This window comes from Salipaludibacillus agaradhaerens (genome assembly GCF_002019735.1).
Lineage (GTDB): Bacteria > Bacillota > Bacilli > Bacillales > Salisediminibacteriaceae > Salipaludibacillus > Salipaludibacillus agaradhaerens.
Genome location: NZ_KV917378.1, coordinates 1,329,337 through 1,352,780 on the forward strand (window position 1 = coordinate 1,329,337; position 23,444 = coordinate 1,352,780).

The window sequence follows — 23,444 nt, forward strand, 5'->3', positions numbered from 1 at the left end:
AAGCACAGTCAGAGTGGATTTTCAGACGTCGCTTCTTCGCACAAGAGTCGCTATCTTTCGTTCCAACTCTTCGTTTCTAACGACGAATAATTTGTTATTTTCCCCACTATTACTCGTTATATTGAGCGTGACATTGCATTATGAAATTCATTCAAGTAGAAGCGTTATAGTCAAAGATAAAAGGTTGGATGACATCCATATGCACACGCCTTGGTAAAAGTCGCCTACCTCTTATCTATCCGATTAAAGAACTATACAATCCCAATCTTACTCAAGCTTGACTGCTGTTCCATAGACAAGAACTTCTGACGTTCCTGACATGATTGAAGATGAGGAATATCTCACATTTACAATCGCATCTGCTCCAAGTGAGTCTGCTTTAGAGAGCATTTCTTTTTCTGCAATTTCCCGTGCTTCATTAAACATTTCTTCATATTCCTTCATTTTACCTCCCACAAGTCCACGTAATCCCCCAACAATGTCCTTCCCTACGTGTTTCGCCTGTACTGTATTTCCTGATACAATGCCAAGTGCTTGAACAATCGTTCTGCCTGCTACTGTTTCTGTATTAACCATGATCATTGCTCTCTCTCCTTCACTCATTCATTATTCTTTTCCTTAAAGTATTTACGGAAAAGGATTTAAAAAGTTCCGTCATGTGACTGTTTTAATTATAATAAGCAATTAATCATTATAACCGTCTTCCCGTCAACGTTTTTCAAGATTTCCTCTTCCAAAGTAGCTTTTAGTTGTTTCTTTATTTCTTCATTTAATAGGCTCTCTTTCACATTGAAGGCTATATGGAGATAAAACCTGATATTCGTCCTTAGCAGTAAATAATACAAAACCTTTACTTTTATTCTTAAAACTCTTTTGTTTATATTTAAATTGCACAGTGATCATTTTGACTATATAATTATATCAATGAAAGATTAGACGGAGGGGACAAGTATGATTGCAGCAAAACTAAAAGAAATGTCTCAAAATGACCGAATTGAAACAGGCATTATTGTCGCTATTCTAGCGCTATCAGTTATTATAGGCATTATTGTAGGACGGCAGGAAGAATGGATTGCACCACGTAACTTTACCGCTGGATATATGGTTGGATCGCTTACATCTATTATTATTTTATTCAGTATTTACCGCTCAATTTCAATTATTGCTAAAATGCTGGATAAGAAACGCTCTGTTTAAATGTCGTTCAACCTCACTCAACTAGTACGTGGATATAATCGGGTTAGTGCATATGTTTAATGTCATATTTCTTAACCTTTTATATAAAGCCATTGGCTGACTTCGCTCACTGTTAAACAGTGCACGTGAAGTTCTGACAATGGCTTTTTTGAATGGTCAGTAAATGTATTCAATATAGAGGAGTCTCTTTACAGAAAAAACTCGCCTTCTCGGCGAGTTTAAAAAGTTTTATAAATATGACCAGTATTAGCAGCAATTCCTCTACGTCCCAAATCTATTAGAAGGTTGCTACACTATTTTTATTAAATTTCACCACACGAACACTTCCAAAACGAAAACGTTTACTTTATCATTTTATAAAACCAGCCTTTACAAGCCATATCTGACTTTAACACACTGGTGTTTCAACGTTTACGTTGAACTCTCCCTATTTGTTTGCTGAACCTATCTCAACGAGAAGACATTTAAAGCAATGTATTATTACAAAAAACATTAAAGTAGCTTCTATGCCCGTATCTTTAATGTTGCTATTTTTGCTTTTCCTTCAAAAAGGATCGCACTTCTTCTGGTGTCAGCCCTAGTTCTTTCGCAGCCTGAATCAGTGCCACCCATTCTTGGTCATGTTGTTCTTCTCTTTTAATAGTGAGCATGAGGTAAGCCTCCCTTATGTCACTCCATTGAGGCGACTGTGCAATCATAGAATATAATAATTCCTTAGATTCACAGTTTTGCGTCCCGACCTTTCGATAGGGTTGCCTTTTCTGAATGAGTAGATGATATAAATAGTAGTATGTGTATTAAATTCCTTATAACGAACGATAGCTAGTAAATTCGACATAACCGACAAATTTCTTTAGTTATATTGACATCCCTTTCTATTAATACACCCCCGTTATGTTCTATATTACGAATGTAGTAGCTAAATCATAATATTTTTCCTCAAATATGTAAATGAGTACAAATACTTAAATTATCAAAATTATCTATAATTCCCTATTTACTCCCTGTGATAAACGACTTGTATAAGCTTATTAAAGGGTTAATCACACTGAAACAGTTCTTTATATTTAGTCTATTAGGTCTACTTCCTGTTGAAAAACAAATACAGGAAAAAACAAGAAAATTGTCATTTAGTTAATATGACAGTCTTTTTCCCCTTTTCATCTTTATTAGAGGTTAAATCTATTGTGAATTTTTTCAAAACTATTTCCCCTTTCAATTTGAAAGGACTATAAAATTGGTATTATTTAATGACACATTCTACTTAAATAAGGAAATAATTTAGAAACATATTTAAAATTAGCAACTCTCTAAGTAGTCAAGCCCACCTTTCTGTCATTTACATTTAGTCAATATGACCCGATTTTTCACAACTTTATATATGGTCCGACGATTAGAATAACACTTAAATGGCTATAAGAACGGTCTAATCTTTTACCAAAAGCAAAAAAGAAGAATGATATTTAATATTCTCCTACTTCTAGAAGTATCTTGTCTATGACTTTATATCTATAATTACTCAGAAATAAGAACGTAAGATGGAAAAAGACCTTAAAATTGTTTATTTCTCTCTTACAAAACGAACGAGTCATTTACCTTCAACTATATTTTCTCTTCTAAGTGGTATACGTGTATTGAATCATTATACCTAAATTCCCTAACCTTAATGTATTTTTATGGGAATCAATCGTCAATACGTTCTTCTAATTCTGCTTTCAAAACAGTCACTTTATGTTTTCTCTACCATAGTCACAGTTATATAGTAAATAAAGACCTACAGCTATCGTAAGAGAAATACAAAACTTGGTCTGTTTACCGAGAGAATTCCCCTAGTTCTAATGAAATATTTGAATTAAACACACTAGATTAAAAACTGATCATGTGACCCTTAATAATGCTGATCCATAATGACTAAACCCATATTTAACTTTTTAAAACGTTAATCATATACATCTAGTTATTTCACTAAGCTTCACCCTCTAGTTTTACGTCCACATACCTACTTGAATTGTCCCCCTAATTGTAAACTTTATTTTATATGTAAGTTATCTCATACTGATCAGTTGGCTTGGTTTCTAATATCACCTTTTAATGATTGAACGGCCTTTTTGCTTATTCATTTTTGAGGAATGGATATACTTTCGATAGAAAATATTTAAAGTTAAAATAATACACCGCCATATTTTATGCTTAATCAAAACATTTACAGAGATAGGTTTATTAATGTAGGCTCCATGACGGATTATCCTAATAACCCAGAATTATATTTTAAAAATGAGCTATTCAACATACCTCTAACGACTTTAACGTAGAAATAAATGTTAAAGCCGTTGAAGTCTGCTGTTATGTGCGCCTTCTTTCCTTGAAAAAACGGCCATGTTCAAGTAAAACAGAAACTGATTCAATAGCTTTATTATTAATAGGCGACTGCCTCTTCTCCTTTTTTAAAGAACAATTTCAATGCTTCATACACATCTTTTTTGTCACGCAGAATATAATGCTTGAACCGATTATCATCTATCTTCTTATAAGCGTTCATTAAAGTTGACGGTCGATTGTATTGATTCACCTCACCATAGCCAAACATATTAGCTATTTCCATGAGTTCCTGAACATATTTTAGACAGCGATGGTTATCAGAGGTCAGGTTGTCTCCGTCTGAGAAATGGAAAGGGTAAATGTTGTAGCGTGATGGCGGATAGTCGGTAGCAATAATATCAAGTGCTTTTTTATAGGCTGATGAACAAATGGTACCACCACTTTCACCTTTCATAAAAAAGTCATCCTCCGTTACTCTCTTAGCTTCTGTATGATGGGCAATAAATACGATGTCCACAGTTTCATATTTTGTTCTTAAGAACCTTGTCATCCAAAAGAAAAAGCTTCTAGCGATATACTTCTCAAATCGCCCCATACTTCCCGAGGTGTCCATCATCGCTAAAACAACGGCTTTAGATTCCGGTTTCACTACGTCATTCCAGGTTTTAAACCGTAAATCATCATTATAAATAGGAGCAACATGTGGTTTACCATGCATGGCGTTTCGCTTTAATGCTTGCAATATTGTCCGCCGTTTATCTACGTTTCCCATGAGACCTTTTTTTCGAATGTCGTTGAATTCGATATCCTCTACTATTACGTCATCATCTTCTTTTGCCTGTAAATGAGGTAGCTCTAATTCGCGAAAAAGTAAAGTTTCCAATTCTGTAATAGAGACTTCTGCTTCGAAATAATCTTTTCCTGGTTTATCCCCTGCTCCTTCTCCTTTTCCAGATCGCTTTGCATCACTACCATCTCGAGCAATTACATCCCCAATTTTGCTTTTACCCTTTCCTTGACCAACATGTTTGTTTTTATCATAGTTATATTTAATTTTATATTCGTCCAATGAACGAATAGGAACTTTAATGACGTCTCGACCATTAGACATCACAATACTCTCTTCACTTACTAGGTCAGGTAAATTTTTCTGTAAGGCATCTTGTACCTTCTCCTGATGCCGTTGCTGGTCTTGGTAGCCTTTTCGATGGAGGGACCAATTTTCTTGAGAGACAACGTAATTTCTAGTTGAAGAGTTTGTCATCCGCTTCCCCTCCTTAGTTTTACATCATACATATGTGCATGATGTTTATTTTATACTATGCAGTATGGACAGCGAGTTGACACAAATTCTTTACAATCATATTGCTCTCATTATATATTGAACCCTTCTTTAACATTCAACACATTAAAAAGACTTTGAACCTGCGATGATAACACAGGCTCAAAGTCTAGATGCTTATATTAAGAAAGTAGTCTTATATTCGTTAAAGGCCAAAAAGTAATATTGGCTTTTCCTACAATTTCTTTAATGGGGACGAGACCAATATGGCGACTATCAACACTATTTTGACGATTATCACCTAACACAAATACATAGCCTTCAGGTATTTCGCTTTCACCTGTCACTTGTTCCAAGGTAAAATCATCAGTAAACAAGCCATTTTCATGAGTTTCTTTAAAATCATCTAGAAATGTTTCTTCCTGGACTTTTCCATTAATATAAAGGATATCATTTTTATACTCAACCGTATCTCCAGGGAGGCCAATAATTCGTTTAATATAGTCAGATTCTTCAGTAGCATGGAAAATGATTAGATCAAAACGTGATGGCGTAACTAACTCGTAATCAAGTTTGTTTACAATAATACGTTCCCCATCATTGATTGTTGGCATCATTGATTGGCCATAAACAATGTAATTAGTAAATAAAAAACCGCGGATGATGACGCCAATGATCACTACAACGGTCAACAGTTTGGTTAATGACCATAAAGCCGTTTTCCATGTTGGCTTTTCTGGGAACGTGGCCTCAGGCGTATTACTTTCCATATTCATTTTTCTCCTCCACATTCAATTTTCACAGTCACAAGCAACGTCCTGTTTAATTAAATTATTGCCTGATTCATAATGTTTTAAACTTTTATAAAGATAGAATTTTAGTTGTTAACAAGTTGTAACATACGGTTATGTGCCGGAGGAGGGGCGATTATAACCGTGCCCACACTTACCTGTTTAAAAGGCTACCTACGTATTTTAGTAAGTCGTTCGCAGATGTACTATTATAGCCATATTCATCAATTAATCTCGCAATAACTTCATTAATTTTCTTCAGTTGATTTTCATCTGGTGTCTTAGTTGACGTCGTTATTTTAACGACATCTTTTAAATCGGCAAATAGTTTCTTTTGTATAGCTTCACGCAATCGGTCATGAGACTGATAATCGAATTTCTTTCCTTTCCTTGCATAGGCTGAAATTCGAATTAATATTTCCTCCCGAAATGCCTTTTTAGCGTTTTCAGAAATCCCAATTTGTTCTTCAATTGAACGCATTAATTTTTCATCAGGACTCATCTCTTCACCTGTTAATGGGTCCCTTAGTTTATTTTTATTACAGTAGGCCTCCACATTATCAAGATAATTATCCATCAATGTTTTAGCTGATTCTTCGTAGGAATAAACAAATGCCTTTTGTACTTCTTTTTTTGCCATCTCATCATACTCTTTTCTTGCAAGAGAAATATAGTTTAAATACTTTTCTTTATCTTCTTGTGAGATAGACGCATGTTGACTTAAGCCATCTTTAATAGAACGAAGAACATCAAGGGCATTTATGGATGTAAGTTCTTTACGAATAATTGCAGAAGAAATACGGTTGATCACATAACGTGGATCAATGCCATCCATTCCTTCATCAGCGAATTCCTTCTTCAACTCAATCACATCTTGTGTGTTAAAGCCTTCTACATTTTGCCCATCATAGAGTTTCATTTTTTTCAGCACATCTACATGGCCTTTTTCAGATTCCTTTAACCGAGTGAGAATCGTAAAGATGGCTGCTATTTTTAGTGCATGAGGGGCAATGTGGACATCTGCAATATCAGATTCTAAGATCATCTTTTTGTATATTCGTTCTTCTTCACTTACTTTTAAGTTGTATGGGATTGGCATGACAATTATCCGTGAGTGAAGGGCTTCATTTTTTTTATTCGAAATAAATGATTTGTACTCCGCTTCATTCGTATGAGCAACAATCATTTCATCGGCAGAAATAAGGGCAAATCTTCCCGCTTTAAAATTTCCCTCTTGGGTCAGTGAAAGTAAATGCCAGAGAAATTTCTCGTCACATTTTAACATTTCTTGAAACTCCATTAATCCTCGATTGGCTTTATTTAATTCGCCATCAAATCTGTAAGCTCTCGGATCAGATTCGGATCCAAATTCTGCAATTGTAGAGAAGTCAATACTTCCCGTTAAGTCCGCAATATCTTGAGATTTGGGGTCAGAAGGGCTAAATGTTCCTACACCAACACGTCGATCTTCAGATAAAAAGATCCGTTCAACCATGACGTCCTCGATGCGTCCTCCATAATCTTTTTCTAATCTCATCATATTAAGCGGTGAGAGGTTACCTTCAATTCGTATACCAAATTCTTTGAAAAAATCGCCTCTCATATGATGAGGGATTAAGTGTAACGGATCTTCATGCATAGGACAGTCTTTAATGGCATAGACAGCGCCTCGATCTGTCCGTGTATATTTTTCCAACCCTCTTTTTAGTAGTGTCACAAGCGTTGATTTCCCACCACTTACCGGCCCCATTAATAACAGTATACGTTTTTTCACATCAAGCCGCTTCGCTGCCGAATGAAAATATTCTTCAACGAGACGCTCAATAGCCTCTTCAAGACCAAAAATTTGGTCTTCAAAAAACAAATACCTCTTTTTTTCACCCTCTTCTACGACACCTGCATCTTTTATCATATTGTAGATGCGGGAGTGGGCTGTCTGTGCAACTTCTGGCCTTTCACGCAAAATATCCAAATATTGTGCGAAAGTGCCTTCCCACTTCAATCTCTCCTCTTCCTCACGGTGACGTTGTATTTTGTCTATAATTTTCATTCGCAACCTCCTCTCAACACCACTAGATCCCATTTTCTAAGACCATGATTCATCTTATGCAATGACCTAGAAAAGGATGTTCAAAAGTGTGAGAAGTTGCTTAACAGGAAGTGCCGTAAGAGCTGCTACCTCCCAGTTAAAATATCTCTATTAAGTCTGCAACTGACGAAGGTAAAGACACAGTTACTATTTGTTATGACGCCCCATGTTAAATTCAAGTATCTCCATTTGCCAGTTAGTCACATTAATCAATCCTAAATATGAATTTATGTTGATTTTGCTAAAGATCCCTTGTATCTCAAACGTCTTTTGATATGTTGAATCTGATAATGATGCTTAGCAGGTTTGCTTTTCCTTATTTTGTAAGATACAAACAGTAAAGGTAGAAAGAATAAGAAGTAACTACTAAAAACCTGAATATCTAATTGATTTATCTTCCCTAACTTAGAAATACTAGATACTGTTAAATAGTTTAACGTTAACAATGACACAATACCGAACCAATGTCTCTTTGTGAAATGTTTAAATGAATAGCTATATAAAAGATGACTGCTTCCAAAAAGGATTATTCCGACAAAAGCGCCATTTGCAGTCATTAAGCCTGCTTCAGCAAGGAGAACAACCATTATAAGTGCTAAACTTGTGGCTATAAACACATGCCTTACTTTCCATTTAAATGTGCGAATAGTATTTTCCTCTAAAGTAATAGTTTCCCCTTTTTTATAAACAGGATAATAGGGATAATAATAACCTTTTTTTCTGTTAAAATAAGTGCTAATATCACCATTAAATTGTAATGGGACTCTCGCAAAATCATGTTCAATAGCTTCTTCAGGATGGGGAATTCCAATAAGTCCTTCTACACATTCATCCGTAATCGTTAATGGTAAGTTGGCTTTTTGAAGATTATCTAGCCATTCGTTAGTTTCCGAGTTTGTTTTACAAGTAATACCGAAAAAGTACTTTTCCCCTTCTTCTTCATACACAATAAGAATGATAGGTTCATAATGGTATCGTTTAATCGTTAATCCTGCCCGACCAATATCCACCCATTTTTCAGATGGTGCTAATACAACGCTACTAATAGCTTGAAATGGAATAGTAATCTCTTTGATAACATCCTCCACACCTTCTTGAATGAAGATCCGCACTAGCACACGTTTTTTTAAATCTATCCTATGCGTCATCACTTCTTCATATGTGCGATCTATTTTCATCCATTTATAGAAAGCTACAAACAACCCTATGTAAATAGCAAATAGCGGATACTTAGCCCATCCTATTCCTAATTGATGAGCGATTAAAGCAGGAATACCTACAATCACAAATAGAACTGCCATGATAATTGCAAAGTTTAGGGTGGCATTCCTTTTCTTCACGATGTCTGTCTTTTGTTCTGCCATACATTTAACTCCCTTATTTTATAAAATGAACGTTCAATCGATAGGAGTTTTTATATTTCTCCCACCGAGGTAGTTGAGTGAATCGAGACATTAGCATCAGTTATCTCTCGCCTCTTTTTCTCTATTTTGAGGCGGGAGATTAATGGATGATAAAAGAGATGAACTTTTAAGATTAAACCATACTAGATTCAATTTGTTAACTGAAAAGAAGCTTAAATATCAAGATAAGGATATTTAACTAGATCATTAGTCTCTCGTAAATGATGCACTCTTTTTTAATGAAGATTCTATACGTGATAACACTACTGAAAATGCCATCAACAAATATAAAATAGGCCTTATGACTGAATATACCATAAGAAAAAAGTCTTCCTCTGTCCTTTATTTTAGAGTAATATAGGGAAGTAATCATATTATCTAAGAGAGTGTTGTGACAGTTATGCGTATGATGGCTGGAAATCTATTCATCATCTTATTTATAGGGATTTTTACGTTATTTTTCATGGAAACGACTAAGGAAATGTCATCAGCACAATCACTTCAAACTGTTTTGGATGACGCTGTAGAACTAGAGCAAATAACATTGCACTCTAACAGCCTCATACTTGACCGGGATGGAAACACTATATCAGACATTTTTTCAGCAGAAAATCGGATTTATCTTCCGTATAACGAGATTCCTGATATGTTCAAACATGCGTTTTTAGCAGCCGAAGATCAATCTTTCTTTGATCACCCGGGCTTCGATATGACTGGTATTGCCAGAGCATTTATTGTTAACATACAACATCAATCCATTGAACAGGGTGGCAGCACAATTACCCAGCAGCTAGCACGCAATTTATATTTAACACATGATCAAAGCTATGAACGGAAAATCTCTGAGTTACTATATTCCTATCACATTGAACAAGTTATGGAAAAAGAGGAGATTCTCGAGCTCTATTTAAATACCGTCTACTTCTCTAACGGGGTTTATGGTATTGAAGCAGCAAGCCATTATTATTTTAATAAGACCGCTCATGAACTAACCTTAGCAGAAATAGCTTTCTTAAGTTCTGTTCCTAATAATCCAGCGCATTACAACCCATTAACTAACAGTGATGCGACCCACGAGAGAAAAGAATGGATTTTAGCAAAAATGAAGGAACAAGACTATATTAGCAATGATGACTATGAAGAGGCACTTGATAAGAAGATCTCTCTTTCTAATTTTGAAAAAAGCGATGAGTATCCTGACTATATTACCTATGTTTACTATGAGCTAGAGCAGCTTATTGCAAAAGAAGAAGGCTACATGCAACAGCTGAAATCAGCAAACAATGATGAAGCAAGGCAGGACATCGAAATGAAACTCCAAGAACGGGTACAGCATTTGTTAGCAAGTGGCATCACAGTTGATACTGCTCTTGACCCAAACGTGCAATCGCATGCTGTTAAAACTATCAATAATCGGTTATCTTCTACTGATATTCAAGGGGCCGTATCGGTTATTGACCATGAAGCTAGCGAAATTGTCGCAATGACTGGTGGAACTTCCTATGAAAAATTTAACTTCCATAGAGGCTATCAAGCCTATCGCCAACCTGGATCCGCCATTAAACCATTACTTGTTTACGCACCTTTAATTGACACAACGAAAATGTCTAGCAGTTCGCTCATTGATGCGGGACCAATTCAACGTGGGCAGTATGAACCACAAAATTTTGGTGGGGCTGTCTATGGGAAAGTAACACTTGAAGAAGCTCTTAAAAATTCTTATAATACTGCCGCAGTTAGAATACTGGATATGGTCGGTATTGAAGCTTCCTTTAATTACCTAGATCATTTCGATTTTCAAAAAATCACCTCTAATGACCATGTACTACCTGCTGCCCTCGGTGGACTTTCTGAAGGCGTAAGTGTCCATGAACTCACACAAGCTTATACAATTTTTGCTACTAATGGCATTTATACATCACCCAAAGCGATTCGTGGTGTTTATGATATGGATGGGGAATTGCTATACGAGTGGCCAAGGAAAGAAACAGAGGTGTGGACAAACGATACCGTTAATGAAATGCGCAAGATGCTAGGTAAAGTGATAACCGAAGGCACCGGCCGCCGAGCACGCTTTTCCACATCTGGTTATTTAGGTGGAAAGACAGGTACAACGAATGATTATTATGACTTATGGTTTGTAGGATCGTCCAACCGCTATACGACTGGGTTATGGATCGGAAATGATAATCCATCATCCCTTTATCAGCAAAGCCAAAATCATATACACACCCAGCTTTGGCGGGACATTATGGCAGGCATTCATTAACAAACACCACTATATGTAAACAATGTTTATTTTGCTTATCACGAGGTAACGATATTCTTAAAATCACCAAAGCGGTTTCAGTCTCTCAATTGAGCTGGAACCGCTTAGTCGTTTTGTAGTCAATCACTTCAGAAATAGCCGGATCTATACTAAGGGAACTTGCTGACACGTAAAACAAAATATCTAAAAATGCATAAGGCAAACTTCTAAGGATAATCGTTTTTCTATTTTCTCCAAAAAGTTGAACATTCGGCTTTATCATTAATATTAAATGCTATCATTTTCTTTAGTAAAGAGAAGTCCACGGGTCTATCCCACATAATACGAACCAACTCCTTCGTATGGTCGTAACCAGCTTGAACAATGTCATCTGCAAAATGATTAATCCCTGCCTTCTCAGGGGCAACCGCCATATGACGTTTTGCTACGCTAAAACCAATAATAAATGTGCCATGATCTGTAAACATAGGCTGGTTCCACGCAATTTTCGGTGTTAAGTTTGGGTATGTGTTCATTACCCAAGTTAAAACTTCCTCCATTCGACTCCGATGTTGCGGATTATCAATCGTCGCTAAATAATCTGCAAAAATCTCCATATTATCCCTCCACATAAGTTTTGACTCATTATACTACTCTTAACTATTCGGCATAACGCTAACCGCTATTCACGTTTCAATCTAATATAACTAAGGTAGACTAACTATTGAGGGCAAATTTTTTAAAAAGAAATGGCGATTCAATATAACACGCCCCTTCAATCAGGACATTTGCATCCGTCAGCTCCCGTTTAACTAGATTTACCTGTCGTCTTTATTTTCTGCGAGGAGGTTTACGGACGGTTAACTGTCATAAAACGGGGATGTCTCAGACGAAGAAAATACTTGTTAAGTCACTTAGTACTCAAGCAGTTCGTAGGAGAAAAAAGAGAAAGAACTATAGAAATAATATAGGATCGGTTGTATCGTTAATTCGGAACGTTATGACTCATTTCCACTACAGATACACGCTTTCCGTTGCGCTCGTCTTCAGCTCATTCTACCTCTGCAGAGATTACTCAGAATGAATTTTCAGACTTTTCTTCTTCTCACAGGCGTCGCCACCTTTCGTTCCACTTCATAGTTTCTAACGACGAACATTTTGTTATTAATCCCCAATATCATTCGTTATATTGAGCGTGACATTGTATTATTCATTCATTTATGTAAATTTCATATAAAAAGGCAATAAAATACTCAATCCAAAGAACCTCCTTTTGTAGACACAGACATTTAGATCCTAAATATAAGGCAGAACGAGAGAATTGCTGACCCTAAATCCGATTGTTTCACCCTTTAAAAAATCCCCCAAAGTAAAACAGATGTTGATCGTTCTCTGTCTATCTTTAAGGGATCATATTATTTACCTCATTGATACTACGATTTATAATAACCCCTCTTTGTGACCACAAAGAGATAATTTCAATAGTTAGCCAAACTTGCTCAGCTTCATGACATCAAATAACACAGATATACTTTTTACGTATCAAGTTACCGGTCTATTTAGACGGGCAAGCTAGCGATTAAACTATTATACAATTTTATAATGGCATAGCCTACAGCCATTACAAACGCAAACCAAAAAAATATGTGAAAGAAAATCAGGGCAATCAATGCAGGAGCTGATAGAGAAACACTTACCTTATAAATAAAATAAATAAAATAGACAAAACATGAAAGTAAAAACGTCCCTAATAATACATACAAATCAAAGGAAGCAATAACCGATCCGATACTTCCTATGAGAAAAATCCATGACCCTCTTCGAATATTGGTTAAGTCAGTACCTACCTCATCCTTAGAAAAAAAGAGTAAAGATAACTCATTGACTGTATTGGCAATGAGCTTGAGTGCTGCAAAAAACATAAAGAAAAATAACCACATAACAAATAATAGTGTTAAATGAATGCCTTGTTCAGAGAAAAATTCAATCATCCCACTATATAAACCAATAGATTGTAAATAATAAATGGTCATTCTTTCTAAATATATCGAACCCGCTAAACTAAATAAAATAATAGATATAAGCGGAAAATGGCTTGTTAAATAAGCGTTTTTCATCTGTAATCTCCTGATTAACTCAATTTTATAGACTGCACCTTTCTTGAAGCTCATTAAAAAAGGAGTCAGACTTGTTTTAAATATAGTATCTATTTAGTTTTTCGGTTAAACTTCCCGTTTATTCTAGGTAGCTAATTAATATAACTACGAAACCGGAATTTTTCATCCGGTTTCGTGATTTTTTATCACAGATAACCGTCCAGAAAACGCCCACATCAAAATAGAGAGCAGAGATACTCTATAGAGGGGGAGATAATGGGCGTTAATATGCTGATTCACACAACGATCAATCAGTGGGGATAGAACGAAAACTCCCACTGATTGAAGGGGTTCATTTTATAAGTAATGGACAGCTTCATAAGCATAAATTTTGTTACCTGATGTAGGGCTTTTATCGAGGTTTTCACGCCTTTTTTTATGAGCTCGCTTAAATGCATCACTATTAATCCAGTTCTCGTAGTCTAATTTCGAATCCCATTTTGTTAAGACAATTTGATAATGACTGTTATCTTCTGGGTTTAAAAACATAAAATCAAGGCAGCCAGGAACATGTTTCATTTTTTCAGAGCTTTCTGCAAAACGTTTCGCTACATTCTCTCTTCCCTCAACTGGGACATATAGCTCATTCATCACCACATACATCACTTCTACCTCCTTTATACCTTCTTTATTATACGACAATAGACCTCATTTTCAAAAAGATTTAATCCTCCTAGCTAGTTATATTCTCTCTGTTATTTTCAGGGAGGTTGTTGTAAGATAAATTCTCTGAAACAATTACACCATACAAAACATACCTATAAAAACGCCCCCTTCAAAAAGTGGCGTTTTCGCTCTTTTCTCGCTAAATAGGTTTAGCTTTCATCTCTATTATTATCAGGGAATTTTAAGGACAGTTATCTTTGATAAAAATCATTCTTACAGTGGTTCCACGCTACAGAGGGACGATTTCCCGAGGGCTTGCTTCCAGCTATAAGAAACCCGTTCGCAACATGAGGATCTTCAGACTTGGTTGAGATTCTCCGATAGTCACGGTCTTTCTCTATAGTCCTTTTAAAAAACACATGTGATATCGTTTATTTATCATTGGTCACTTTTTCGTGTTAAAAATTTAATCGAGACATTCATTCATCGAATCAGAAATTGGTAGGTCACTTTATTTATTATACGTTGGAGGATTTATTAATGCCACATGTTACAGTCAAGACAAAGCCTAGACACCGTTTGTTTAAAAAAATAGCTTTTACCTCTATCATACTTTATATAACACTAACGATAGGTTTTGCAATTTATGGTTATGTAAAGCCTCTCCCTGACAACATCTCTATTGAAGGCACTGTATATGAAACAAATCACATTGATTTTTTATATGATTTAACCTATCGAACTGAAGAAGGAATAGAACAACAGGAGCACGTCATCTTTAATACCATGCATGATATGATTAGTGACGCTGAGGAGTTTATTATCGTTGATATGTTTTTATTTAATGATGATTATCCACGAGATGACGAACTATATCCACCTCTTTCCTCATCATTGGCTGACGCTCTTATTCAAAAATTACAGGAGTCTCCCGAAACCACTATTATCGTTATTACGGATCCTATAAATACGTTTTATGGTTCTTATACACCTGATCATATTAAAGAGATGGAAAAGGCCGGAATAACTGTGATTTTAACAGATTTAACTGAATTAAGAGATTCGAACCCTACATTTTCCGGTATATGGCGTTCTACTTTTCAGTGGTTCGGTCATTCTGAGAACGGGGGCTGGCTTCCCAACGCATTTAGCCCTGATTCACCAGATGTGACACTCCGTTCATACTTAGAACTAATTAATTTTAAAGCCAATCATCGCAAAATAATGATAACAGAAAAAGAAGGTATCATATCTTCTGCCAATGCTCATGATGCCAGTGCCAACCATTCGAACATTGCTTTCACAGTACAGGGAGATATTATAAACGACCTAATCGCCACAGAAAAAGCAGTCGCCGTTATGTCTGGAGTTGACCCTACTATTTTTGACGGAATGCGTGCTGAAACACTTGATGGAGAGGTTGATCTTGGGGAAGATCGCTATGAACTTCAACTGCTCACAGAGGGCAAAATAAAGGAACACATATTACTAGAATTAGAAAAGGCTTCTAAAGGAGACATTGTAAACATAGGTATGTTTTATCTATCTGATCGTGATATAATCTCTCATTTGTTAAAAGCATCAGAACGAGGCGTCACGATAAATCTTATTCTCGATGCTAATAAGGACGCCTTTGGTCATGAGAAAAACGGTGTTCCTAATCGCCCAGTTGCCCATGAGCTTATTGAAGAATCTGGCGGTCACATTAACATTCGCTGGTACCATACTGTCGGCGAACAATACCATGCTAAATTTGTTTATATTGAAAAACAAGATGAAGCAGTAATGATTGGTGGTTCCGCAAATTTGACGAAGAGAAATATAGATGATATCAACCTTGAGACGAATATTAAAGTGACAGGATCACCTAATTCTGACTTTATGCTGGATGTCTCCCATTATTTTGACCGATTATGGGGGAATGAAGATGGTCTTTATACCGTAGACTATGACACATTAGCTGACGAATCTCGTATTAAAAAATGGATGTATCTTTTTCAAGAATGGAGTGGCCTGTCCTCCTTTTAATCCTAACATTTTTCGAAAATACCTCATTGAATGGTGAGGGAATAAATCATACAGGAGAACCGAATCTTTCATTCAAATTAAAATCATGATATATTGAGTATAGATATCATTTAAGGGGGCGTATCAATTGGCACTTCTTCTAATCTTAGGCGTTTGCTTAACATTTCTTATCGCGATTTTCACAGCCGGGTATGATTCCAATCCCCATAAACGCTAAACGAAAGCAGCCTCTTCTAACTAAGAAGGGCTGCTTTTTTAGACAAAACTTATATTAATTTGTTGTTCCGCTTCACCATATGTTTTAATCTAGCACAGGAAACATTTGCTGTCGTAACGCTTCGTAAACAACAATTGCTGCCGTATTGGATAAGTTTAACGACCTTATTTTATCAGTTTGAGGAATGCGAAAACATCGCGCTCTGTTTGCCTCCGTTATCTCTTTAGGTAGTCCTTTCGTTTCCTTTCCAAATACAAAAAAATAATCCTTACCTACGTCACTGTAATCAAATTCATGATAATATTTTTCTCCTATCGTTTCGATATAGAAAAATTCAGCCTGTGGGTATTTTTCCAGTAATTCATTTATCTCATTGTAATGGTTTACCTGTACATTTGGCCAGTAGTCACAGCCTGCTCTTTTTAGCATTCTATCATCTGTAGAAAAACCTAGTGGATGAATTAAATGAAGAGCTGTGTTTGTACCTGCGCAAGTTCTTGCAATATTCCCTGTATTCGCCGGAATCTCCGGTTCATGTAAAACGACGTGCAATCCCACCAGTTTCACCTCTGTATGTTATCAATATCTAGATTATCTTATCATGTCTTTCTAGGAAAGAAAAGAAGCTTCACTATTAAGTCGAAGCTTCTAAAGTATGAATAAATTCTTTTAACTCGTCTGAGGAGACACCTTTTCCAATCACTTGATAATAAGGAATAGGCCCTATGTTTTCAGTAAACAGTTCATTTTTTTGTACAAATGTATATTGAAGCGTTGAAATAGGATCAGTAAAATAGGCTAATTCCCCTACATACTCCCCCACTTCTACTACTTCATGATTTACAAGAAATTCATTTCCTACAGGCACATTTGACAGTACATGGTTTCTCAATTCATCAACATCAAGCCCTTGAATATTTTGATCCTGCACGAGTTCTATTTGTCCCTCTTGGTTATTATTAAAGATGATGACGAGAAGACGATCTTCATATATCGTCTCATCAACAGCCCAACCTTCTGGTACTTCTTCAGGATATAAAACAGGAAACGGTAGTTCTTGTTTTGCCTGCGTTAGAGTTGAATCCGTTTGAGTACAGGAAGCTAATAAAACGACTAGTACAACTATCATTACATATTTTAATAATCCACTTATTGTCATAGGCATCCACCGCAACTTTTCTTAAACTTATACATGTTATAATACGGAATAATACATAAAAATAACGCAGAATTCTCAAATCCCAATATCTACTATACCACAACAAGAAGTTGGATGTTAGTGCCAATTGAAGGATTATTTATCAAAAAAGCTTATTACCCAGTAATATGAAAAAATTTATATTGGATATTTGGCGTCCAAGCTGTAGAATCTTCATATCCCCAATAACGCATACGACTGTTTGTAGTATGAGCATTAACTAGAGGCATCTGATCTGCATCCTTTTCAACAACCACTGTTGTGTGTTGCCAACTGCCGTCACCGGTAAAGTCATAACAAATAATATCTCCCTTCATTAACTGCTGTGCTGAGGAAACTTCTTCCGCTTTAAGTCCTTTTTCCGATCCACTTAAATACCAACGTAAAGAATGTGCAACAGCCCAGCTAAAACTCCACTTCGAATCGCCATACCACCAGCCTTCCTTCCGATTAGGAGCGCCTCTCATCGGCGCTCCCCCTGCTCTCAAACATTGAGATACATAATTCGTACAGTCATTATCAAACTGTTTGTAAGCCGGATTGTAATCGTTCCACCAGCGTTCAGCATATTTCACTGCTTCTAGTCTATCGTAGGAAAAGCGATTTTTTTCTGAATGAATTGTTTGACGTGGCATTTTTCTTCTCGCTCTATACAGTTCTTCTTTACTAACCGTTTCATGTCCGTCAGCTGCTAAAATATAGTCATCAATTAACTGTTCTTCCTCAAAGACAGCTCTTCTAAATTGTCGTTGCGTTTCTAAATATGATATGTCCTTATGAATGATGAATTGTTCAATTGTAAAAAAATAATCAATCACTCGCCTATCATTTAATACGTGTTGTTGAATTAAATAGCCGTCAACGTTATTTTTGACAATGATAGCTTCTCTCTCTGCCATCTTCAATACCTTTCTTTTTGCCGCCTCATTATCTTCCTCCCTTATAAAAGGGTAGCCTTGCTTATCTCCTGAAACATAAAGACGACAGCAAGTCTCCCAATAACTTTGCAAACTGTTTAGCTCATGCTTCATAAGATCCCCTCATTTCGTCAGTTCTTCTATTCTATTCATCACTAAAAAGGATTCATGCCTAATTTATACTGTTACACAGATGTCTCAGCTCCAACAATAATGGGGGAACGTTCCTTTGTAAAAAGGCGTAAAACATCACAAAACCTCTCACCTTGAAAAGGTGAGAGGTTTTACACTAAGATGTTAGTGTTTTTAATGCGCCTTCATGTTTTAGTAAAGCTTCTTTTTTATCTAATCCTCCACCATAGCCAACCATTGCCCCGTTAGAACCAATGACTCTATGACACGGTATAATAATCGGTATGGGATTTTTATTATTTGCCCCCCCAATTGCTCTAACGGCTCTTGGAGCGCCTATGTTAATCGCAATTTGTTTATAGGAGGCAGTTGAGCCGTATGGAATTTTCTCTACTTCGTGCCACACAAGCTTCTGAAATGCTGTCCCAAAGGGGTCCAACGGTAAGTCGAATCCTTTTCTGACACCTGTAAAATAATCAGAAATTTGCTTTTCTGCGGCTTCTATAAGTGTGCCTCTGTCTTCTCTAACCTCTGCCACAATATGATGTCGTTTTAGCTTTGTTATGAAAATGGGGCGTGTCGTTTGTAATGAGCCAAACTCTACAAAGCAGACACCTTTTTCAGATGTAGCTAGACTGATTGGTCCGATAGGGGTTGATATCTCACTAGTAGCAATTAATGGACGCAAGGTCATACCAGTTCCTCCTTATTCCGCTAAAAGTTTTTGATAAGATGCCGTTTATCTTGAATCGTTTCTTTTTCATTTTGTATCTTAAATAGGGCCTTTTCTATTTCTGCTATCACCTCTGAGTCACTTTCCTTCTCTTTTGCTTCTCTTAGTTTAGCGCACATATCATTATTTTGTGGCATTTCTGCAATAGCCCAAGCAGCTGTCCCTCTAATAACAGCTCTAGGGTCTTTAAACATTAACTCATATAATAAAGGTAAAGCCTCTTCTTCTTTATAGTGAGCCAGGGCAATAATCGCATTTCGTTGAATGGGCTTTTTGCCTCTCCACGCACCAGAAATCCGTCCAAATGTCTCTTTGAATTCTCTGTTACTCATTTTGAGTAACGGAATTAATTCAGGTTTAACTATTTCGGGATCAGGCAACATCTCCGGATGATGGCGGGCATCTTTTCCTTTATTAACAGGACAGACAACTTGACACGTATCACAACCATACAAACGATTACCAATTTTTTTTCGATACTGCTCCGGAAGCATCTCCTTTGTTTGTGTCAAAAAAGCAATACATTTATTTGAATCCAGTTGGCCTCCTTGCACCAATGCCCCTGTAGGACATGCATCCACACATTTGTTACACGTACCACATTGATCAAAAATCGGCTGATCCTCGGGAAAATCAAGCGTAGTGATCATATCCCCTAAATAAACATACGAACCGAACTCTGGTGTTATAATAGCACAATTTTTTCCACTCCATCCAATACCTGCTCGTTCAGCTACTGCTCTGTCAGATAATTCTCCGGTATCAACCATCGATTTACATTTAGCTTCAGGCACACGTTCATAAATATATGCTTCAAGCTTGGATAACTTACTTCTTAAAATATGATGATAATCTTCCCCCCACGATGCTCGACAAAAAATCCCCCGCCGTGCGCCTTTTTTAGATTGAGTGGCGTTTTTTAATTTAGATGGATAAGCCAAAGCGATGGAGATAATCGTTTTAGCCTCTGGTAGCAACAGATCAGGGGTCGTTCTTTCCTCAATGGTCCCCTTCTCAAAACCAGAGGCATATCCTAGCTTTTGCTGTTCTTTAAGCCTTGCTTTTAATGTCACAAAAGGGTCAGCCGATGCAAAGCCTATCTTATCAATGCCTATATGTTTACTGTATGCGATAATATCCTGTTTTAATTGGGCATTTGTCACGGTGTCCCCTTCTTTCTATATAAAAAGTTTTACGTTTTGTCATACTTTAGCAATTAGCCAATCTACCTTCATTATTCTAACGCACTTTATAAAATAAATGAAACTCACTCAACTTACGTTTAGAAAAGATAGTGGTGATGAGTAAAATAAAAAGTAGCGCCTCAAAAGAAACGCTACTTTACTATTATCCCTTTTTATTATAACAAAAATACACTTAACGAGGAAAGGAGTCACACCATTGTCTCATCTTTCTCGAGAAAATGTTAAAGACTTTTATATCTTAAAAAGAACTATTTATGTCCTCATGTTAAGCAGTCAACTCTTTTTTTAAAATAGACATAGGCACTTTATGCCAAATCAAAATTTTACGCTAAGAATTTCATGTTATGAAATTGCCATTTTAGGTAATACATATCATAACAGTCAATCATCTTAAGTTCCCTTGTTAGTCTGTACACAGATAGCATTTAAACAATCACGATGAGAAGCTTCCATCACTATTTTCTATCAATGTATACTTGATTTAACAACTAAATCCACTCAACTCATAGGGAATTCCAGTAACCTAATGATTGGCTATAAGCATTATGACATTTTAAAATTGGAAGGTGTTTAGCATATGAAGTTTACAGAGATTAATAAGCAACAGCAAAAAGGGCAACCAGAACAAGTTCAACAGCGCCAACCTGGCTTTGAAAGCGAGATGACGCCCGAGCCCATTTTTGATGACCTTAATTATAAGGGATCAGGAAAACTCGAAGATAAAGTTGTTCTCTTAACAGGCGGTGATAGTGGCATTGGACGTGCCGTTGCAATCGCGTTTGCCAAAGAAGGAGCCAAGCTCTCTCTCGTCTATTTGGATGAACATGAAGATGCAGAAAAAACAAAATTATACGTAGAAAAATATGGTGGAGAGTGCCTGCTCATTCCTGGCGATGTAGGAAATGAGACATTTTGCTTTGATGCTGTAAAGCAAACGATTGATCACTTCGGTCAATTGGATTGTCTCATTAATAATGCGGCCGAGCAACACTTCCAAGAAAATATTGAGGATATTTCTGCTGAACAACTAGAACGTACGTTTAAAACAAATATTTTTTCCGCCTTTCACTTTATTAAAGCTGCTAGACCACATTTAAAAGAAGGAAGCACAATAATCAATAGTGTTTCCATCGTTGCTTACAAAGGGATGCCTGTCTTAATGGACTATTCAGCTACAAAAGGAGCACTTGTAACATTGACACGCTCCCTTTCTGAAAATCTTATTTCTAAAGGTATTCGCGTCAATGCTGTGGCACCTGGACCGATTTGGACACCACTCATTCCCGCTTCGTTCCCTGCAGAACAAGTTGGTCAATTCGGGACAGATTCCCCTATGGGAAGACCAGGACAACCAGCTGAGCTCGCTCCTGCTTATGTGTATCTTGCATCCGGTGATTCCACGTATGTCTCTGGACAAGTCATCCATGTGAACGGTGGACAAATAGTAAATGGTTAAACAATGAGACGCCTGCCTCTGAATGGATTATTTAAATCATTCAGGGGCTTTTTCTCTTGCTCCTTCTTTCTAGTTAAGGCGATCATTACCACCTATAAAATCATTACATCAAGAAAAACTAATAAAAATTTATGAAAGAAGGAGAGAGAATAAATGCAAAATAAATTCATTACCATTTTGTTATTATGTCTAATGGCTCTTTTACCGATAGGGTGTAACGGCAATAACCAGAATGCAGCTGGTTTAGGGGAAGATGCAAGGTACTTTCAAGATGAAGCAAACGACATGTATTTGTCAAGTGAAGCTACCGATATTCCAAGTCAAAACTTTCCACATACGAAACCGGTCAAAATTCAAGAAGCTAAATTTGATTTTGTGATCGATGACTCGCAACTACACCCTAGGGAAATTTATGATTTAAATCAAAACCTAGATAGTGCTACACTTCAAGAACGATTACGTACACTATTACGTAATAATTTACCGGAAAGACAACGTCCTGATCAAGCTGCTCCAGAGGAAACTGAGCCGCAAGCTCCAGAACCAGAACAGCCAGCAGAAGAAGAGACGCCAACTCCAGAACCTGAGCCCGAAGAACAACCTCAAGCTCCAGAACCTCAGCCAGAGGAAGCAGACGAACCAGAACAGGATGAGCCACAAGAAATTACAGACGGAATTAGGCAGGAAGAGCGGCAAGTGGTGGAACTCACCAACAATCACAGAAGAGAGGCTGGATTATCAGACCTACAGTTAGATACAGAATTAAGTGCGGTTGCTCGTCGCAAGTCGACAGATATGGCACAAAACAATTATTTTTCCCATACAAGTCCAACTTATGGTTCTCCATTTGATATGATCCGAGACCATGGGATATCTTATAATGCGGCAGGGGAGAACATCGCTCAAGGCCAGAGATCAGCAGAAGAAGTTGTTCAGGCATGGATGGACAGCCCTGGGCACAGAGAGAACATTATGAACGGCAATTACACACATATCGGTGTTGGTTATGACCCAAGTGGGCATCATTGGACCCAAATGTTTATAAGCCGTTAAGCCTTATCGCAACATATAATATAAAAACAAACAACCAACTATTTAAAAAAACTAGTTGGTTGTTTATTCTTTCCTCATCGCTGTCTATCTTTTTGTTTATTAAAAGCCCATTTCTTCTCTTCTACATTCGCTGTGGTCGAGACACTTTTTATAAGACCTGTTTCTTCAATGTCTTCTAATAACTTGTGGACAGTATCAATGTGCTCCTTACCTCTAAAAACAGTTTCACACAGTTCCCTCGTTGACACTTTTTTCCCTTCTGCTTCCTCACGTAAATAGAGGAGTAATTTAACTCGCTTCTTCTGTCGTATCTCTTCCTTATATTGGCCTGTAAATAATTTTTTAAGAGGATCGGCAGCAATCACGCCGATAAAAATACCTATTGTCACTAACAGAAAATCATATAAAATCATC

The 23,444-nt window shown here is 36.7% G+C and carries 20 protein-coding genes and 1 riboswitch; of the genes, 5 read left to right on the forward strand and 15 right to left on the reverse strand.

Annotation, left to right across the window (positions count from 1 at the left end; translation table 11 throughout):
- Positions 1-267: 267 nt before the first annotated feature.
- Positions 268-582 (reverse strand): YbjQ family protein, encoded by a 315-nt coding sequence (locus BK581_RS06470; RefSeq protein ID WP_078577410.1) that lies wholly within the window; start codon positions 580-582, stop codon positions 268-270.
- Positions 583-951: 369 nt separating this feature from the next.
- Here BK581_RS06470 and BK581_RS06475 point away from each other — a divergent pair, with 369 nt between their 5' ends.
- The gene (locus BK581_RS06475; RefSeq protein ID WP_078577411.1) at positions 952-1,197 is read left to right on the forward strand and encodes a hypothetical protein; all 246 of its coding nucleotides are present in this window, start codon (positions 952-954) and stop codon (positions 1,195-1,197) included.
- Positions 1,198-1,724: 527 nt separating this feature from the next.
- Here BK581_RS06475 and BK581_RS06480 read toward each other — a convergent pair.
- From BK581_RS06480 to BK581_RS06500, 5 genes are all read right to left on the reverse strand, one after another.
- Positions 1,725-1,847, reverse strand: coding sequence for an anti-repressor SinI family protein (locus BK581_RS06480; RefSeq protein WP_078577412.1), 123 nt, complete (start codon positions 1,845-1,847; stop codon positions 1,725-1,727).
- Between the two features lie 28 nt (positions 1,848-1,875).
- A riboswitch (cyclic di-GMP riboswitch) is annotated at positions 1,876-1,964 on the reverse strand.
- A gap of 1,649 nt (positions 1,965-3,613) precedes the next feature.
- On the reverse strand, positions 3,614-4,780 hold the full coding sequence (gene yhbH / locus BK581_RS06485; RefSeq protein ID WP_078577413.1) for a sporulation protein YhbH: 1,167 nt from the start codon (positions 4,778-4,780) through the stop codon (positions 3,614-3,616).
- Between the two features lie 200 nt (positions 4,781-4,980).
- On the reverse strand, positions 4,981-5,574 hold the full coding sequence (gene lepB, locus BK581_RS06490; protein ID WP_322788422.1) for a signal peptidase I: 594 nt from the start codon (positions 5,572-5,574) through the stop codon (positions 4,981-4,983).
- Between the two features lie 169 nt (positions 5,575-5,743).
- Positions 5,744-7,639: a PrkA family serine protein kinase gene (locus BK581_RS06495; RefSeq protein ID WP_078577414.1), complete on the reverse strand. Its 1,896-nt coding sequence runs from the start codon at positions 7,637-7,639 to the stop codon at positions 5,744-5,746.
- Positions 7,640-7,905: 266 nt separating this feature from the next.
- Positions 7,906-9,042, reverse strand: coding sequence for a hypothetical protein (locus BK581_RS06500; protein WP_078577415.1), 1,137 nt, complete (start codon positions 9,040-9,042; stop codon positions 7,906-7,908).
- Between the two features lie 439 nt (positions 9,043-9,481).
- Here BK581_RS06500 and BK581_RS06505 point away from each other — a divergent pair, with 439 nt between their 5' ends.
- Positions 9,482-11,350: a transglycosylase domain-containing protein gene (locus BK581_RS06505; RefSeq protein ID WP_078579877.1), complete on the forward strand. Its 1,869-nt coding sequence runs from the start codon at positions 9,482-9,484 to the stop codon at positions 11,348-11,350.
- Between the two features lie 224 nt (positions 11,351-11,574).
- Here the strand turns inward: BK581_RS06505 and BK581_RS06510 are convergent, their stop codons facing one another.
- The 3 genes from BK581_RS06510 to BK581_RS06520 all read right to left on the reverse strand — a co-directional run bounded on the left by BK581_RS06510 (position 11,575) and on the right by BK581_RS06520 (position 14,088).
- Positions 11,575-11,946 (reverse strand): iron chaperone, encoded by a 372-nt coding sequence (locus BK581_RS06510; RefSeq protein ID WP_078577416.1) that lies wholly within the window; start codon positions 11,944-11,946, stop codon positions 11,575-11,577.
- A gap of 942 nt (positions 11,947-12,888) precedes the next feature.
- Complete coding sequence (locus tag BK581_RS06515; RefSeq protein WP_078577417.1) at positions 12,889-13,446, reverse strand: DUF5366 family protein; 558 nt, start codon at positions 13,444-13,446, stop codon at positions 12,889-12,891.
- 336 nt (positions 13,447-13,782) lie between these two features.
- Positions 13,783-14,088: an antibiotic biosynthesis monooxygenase family protein gene (locus BK581_RS06520; RefSeq protein WP_078577418.1), complete on the reverse strand. Its 306-nt coding sequence runs from the start codon at positions 14,086-14,088 to the stop codon at positions 13,783-13,785.
- Positions 14,089-14,631: 543 nt separating this feature from the next.
- On the opposite strand from BK581_RS06520, the gene BK581_RS06525 reads away from it, so the two are divergent.
- A complete protein-coding gene (locus tag BK581_RS06525; protein ID WP_078577419.1) occupies positions 14,632-16,119 on the forward strand; it encodes a phospholipase D family protein in 1,488 nt (495 codons plus the stop codon).
- Positions 16,120-16,420: 301 nt separating this feature from the next.
- On the opposite strand, the gene BK581_RS06530 is transcribed toward BK581_RS06525, so the two are convergent.
- The 5 genes from BK581_RS06530 to queG all read right to left on the reverse strand — a co-directional run bounded on the left by BK581_RS06530 (position 16,421) and on the right by queG (position 20,479).
- A complete protein-coding gene (locus tag BK581_RS06530) occupies positions 16,421-16,894 on the reverse strand; it encodes a tRNA (cytidine(34)-2'-O)-methyltransferase (RefSeq protein WP_078577420.1) in 474 nt (157 codons plus the stop codon).
- A 76-nt stretch (positions 16,895-16,970) separates the two neighbouring features.
- Positions 16,971-17,495: a hypothetical protein gene (locus tag BK581_RS06535; protein ID WP_078577421.1), complete on the reverse strand. Its 525-nt coding sequence runs from the start codon at positions 17,493-17,495 to the stop codon at positions 16,971-16,973.
- 155 nt (positions 17,496-17,650) lie between these two features.
- Positions 17,651-18,565 carry an amidase domain-containing protein gene (locus BK581_RS06540; RefSeq protein ID WP_078577422.1) on the reverse strand — a complete coding sequence of 305 codons (915 nt, stop codon included), beginning with the start codon at positions 18,563-18,565 and terminating at the stop codon, positions 17,651-17,653.
- A gap of 175 nt (positions 18,566-18,740) precedes the next feature.
- Positions 18,741-19,277, reverse strand: a complete 537-nt coding sequence (locus BK581_RS06545) for a methylated-DNA--[protein]-cysteine S-methyltransferase (RefSeq protein ID WP_078577423.1) — start codon at positions 19,275-19,277, stop codon at positions 18,741-18,743.
- 20 nt (positions 19,278-19,297) lie between these two features.
- Complete coding sequence (gene queG, locus BK581_RS06550) at positions 19,298-20,479, reverse strand: tRNA epoxyqueuosine(34) reductase QueG (protein ID WP_078577424.1); 1,182 nt, start codon at positions 20,477-20,479, stop codon at positions 19,298-19,300.
- A gap of 619 nt (positions 20,480-21,098) precedes the next feature.
- Between queG and BK581_RS06555 the strand changes: the two genes are divergently transcribed.
- Both BK581_RS06555 and BK581_RS06560 read left to right on the forward strand, forming a co-directional pair.
- The gene (locus BK581_RS06555; protein ID WP_078577425.1) at positions 21,099-21,977 is read left to right on the forward strand and encodes an SDR family oxidoreductase; all 879 of its coding nucleotides are present in this window, start codon (positions 21,099-21,101) and stop codon (positions 21,975-21,977) included.
- Positions 21,978-22,130: 153 nt separating this feature from the next.
- A complete protein-coding gene (locus BK581_RS06560) occupies positions 22,131-23,030 on the forward strand; it encodes a CAP domain-containing protein (protein WP_078577426.1) in 900 nt (299 codons plus the stop codon).
- A gap of 74 nt (positions 23,031-23,104) precedes the next feature.
- Here BK581_RS06560 and BK581_RS06565 read toward each other — a convergent pair whose 3' ends face one another.
- Positions 23,105-23,443, reverse strand: coding sequence for a hypothetical protein (locus tag BK581_RS06565; protein ID WP_078577427.1), 339 nt, complete (start codon positions 23,441-23,443; stop codon positions 23,105-23,107).
- Between the last annotated feature and the right edge of the window lies 1 nt (position 23,444).

Excerpts from the sequence above, each read along its gene's own strand:
- BK581_RS06500 (WP_078577415.1), bottom strand. The coding sequence starts at position 9,042 with ATGGCAGAACAAAAGACAGACATCGTGAAGAAAAGGAATGCCACCCTA.
- BK581_RS06510 (WP_078577416.1), bottom strand. The coding sequence starts at position 11,946 with ATGGAGATTTTTGCAGATTATTTAGCGACGATTGATAATCCGCAACAT.
- BK581_RS06545 (WP_078577423.1), bottom strand. The coding sequence starts at position 19,277 with ATGACCTTGCGTCCATTAATTGCTACTAGTGAGATATCAACCCCTATC.
- BK581_RS06475 (WP_078577411.1), top strand. The coding sequence starts at position 952 with ATGATTGCAGCAAAACTAAAAGAAATGTCTCAAAATGACCGAATTGAA.
- BK581_RS06470 (WP_078577410.1), bottom strand. The coding sequence starts at position 582 with ATGATCATGGTTAATACAGAAACAGTAGCAGGCAGAACGATTGTTCAA.
- BK581_RS06535 (WP_078577421.1), bottom strand. The coding sequence starts at position 17,495 with ATGACAATAAGTGGATTATTAAAATATGTAATGATAGTTGTACTAGTC.
- BK581_RS06525 (WP_078577419.1), top strand. The coding sequence starts at position 14,632 with ATGCCACATGTTACAGTCAAGACAAAGCCTAGACACCGTTTGTTTAAA.
- yhbH (WP_078577413.1), bottom strand. The coding sequence starts at position 4,780 with ATGACAAACTCTTCAACTAGAAATTACGTTGTCTCTCAAGAAAATTGG.
- BK581_RS06495 (WP_078577414.1), bottom strand. The coding sequence starts at position 7,639 with ATGAAAATTATAGACAAAATACAACGTCACCGTGAGGAAGAGGAGAGA.
- BK581_RS06480 (WP_078577412.1), bottom strand. The coding sequence starts at position 1,847 with ATGCTCACTATTAAAAGAGAAGAACAACATGACCAAGAATGGGTGGCA.
- BK581_RS06560 (WP_078577426.1), top strand. The coding sequence starts at position 22,131 with ATGCAAAATAAATTCATTACCATTTTGTTATTATGTCTAATGGCTCTT.
- BK581_RS06505 (WP_078579877.1), top strand. The coding sequence starts at position 9,482 with ATGCGTATGATGGCTGGAAATCTATTCATCATCTTATTTATAGGGATT.
- BK581_RS06520 (WP_078577418.1), bottom strand. The coding sequence starts at position 14,088 with ATGTATGTGGTGATGAATGAGCTATATGTCCCAGTTGAGGGAAGAGAG.
- BK581_RS06540 (WP_078577422.1), bottom strand. The coding sequence starts at position 18,565 with ATGAAGCATGAGCTAAACAGTTTGCAAAGTTATTGGGAGACTTGCTGT.
- lepB (WP_322788422.1), bottom strand. The coding sequence starts at position 5,574 with ATGAATATGGAAAGTAATACGCCTGAGGCCACGTTCCCAGAAAAGCCA.
- BK581_RS06555 (WP_078577425.1), top strand. The coding sequence starts at position 21,099 with ATGAAGTTTACAGAGATTAATAAGCAACAGCAAAAAGGGCAACCAGAA.
- BK581_RS06565 (WP_078577427.1), bottom strand. The coding sequence starts at position 23,443 with ATGATTTTATATGATTTTCTGTTAGTGACAATAGGTATTTTTATCGGC.
- BK581_RS06515 (WP_078577417.1), bottom strand. The coding sequence starts at position 13,446 with ATGAAAAACGCTTATTTAACAAGCCATTTTCCGCTTATATCTATTATT.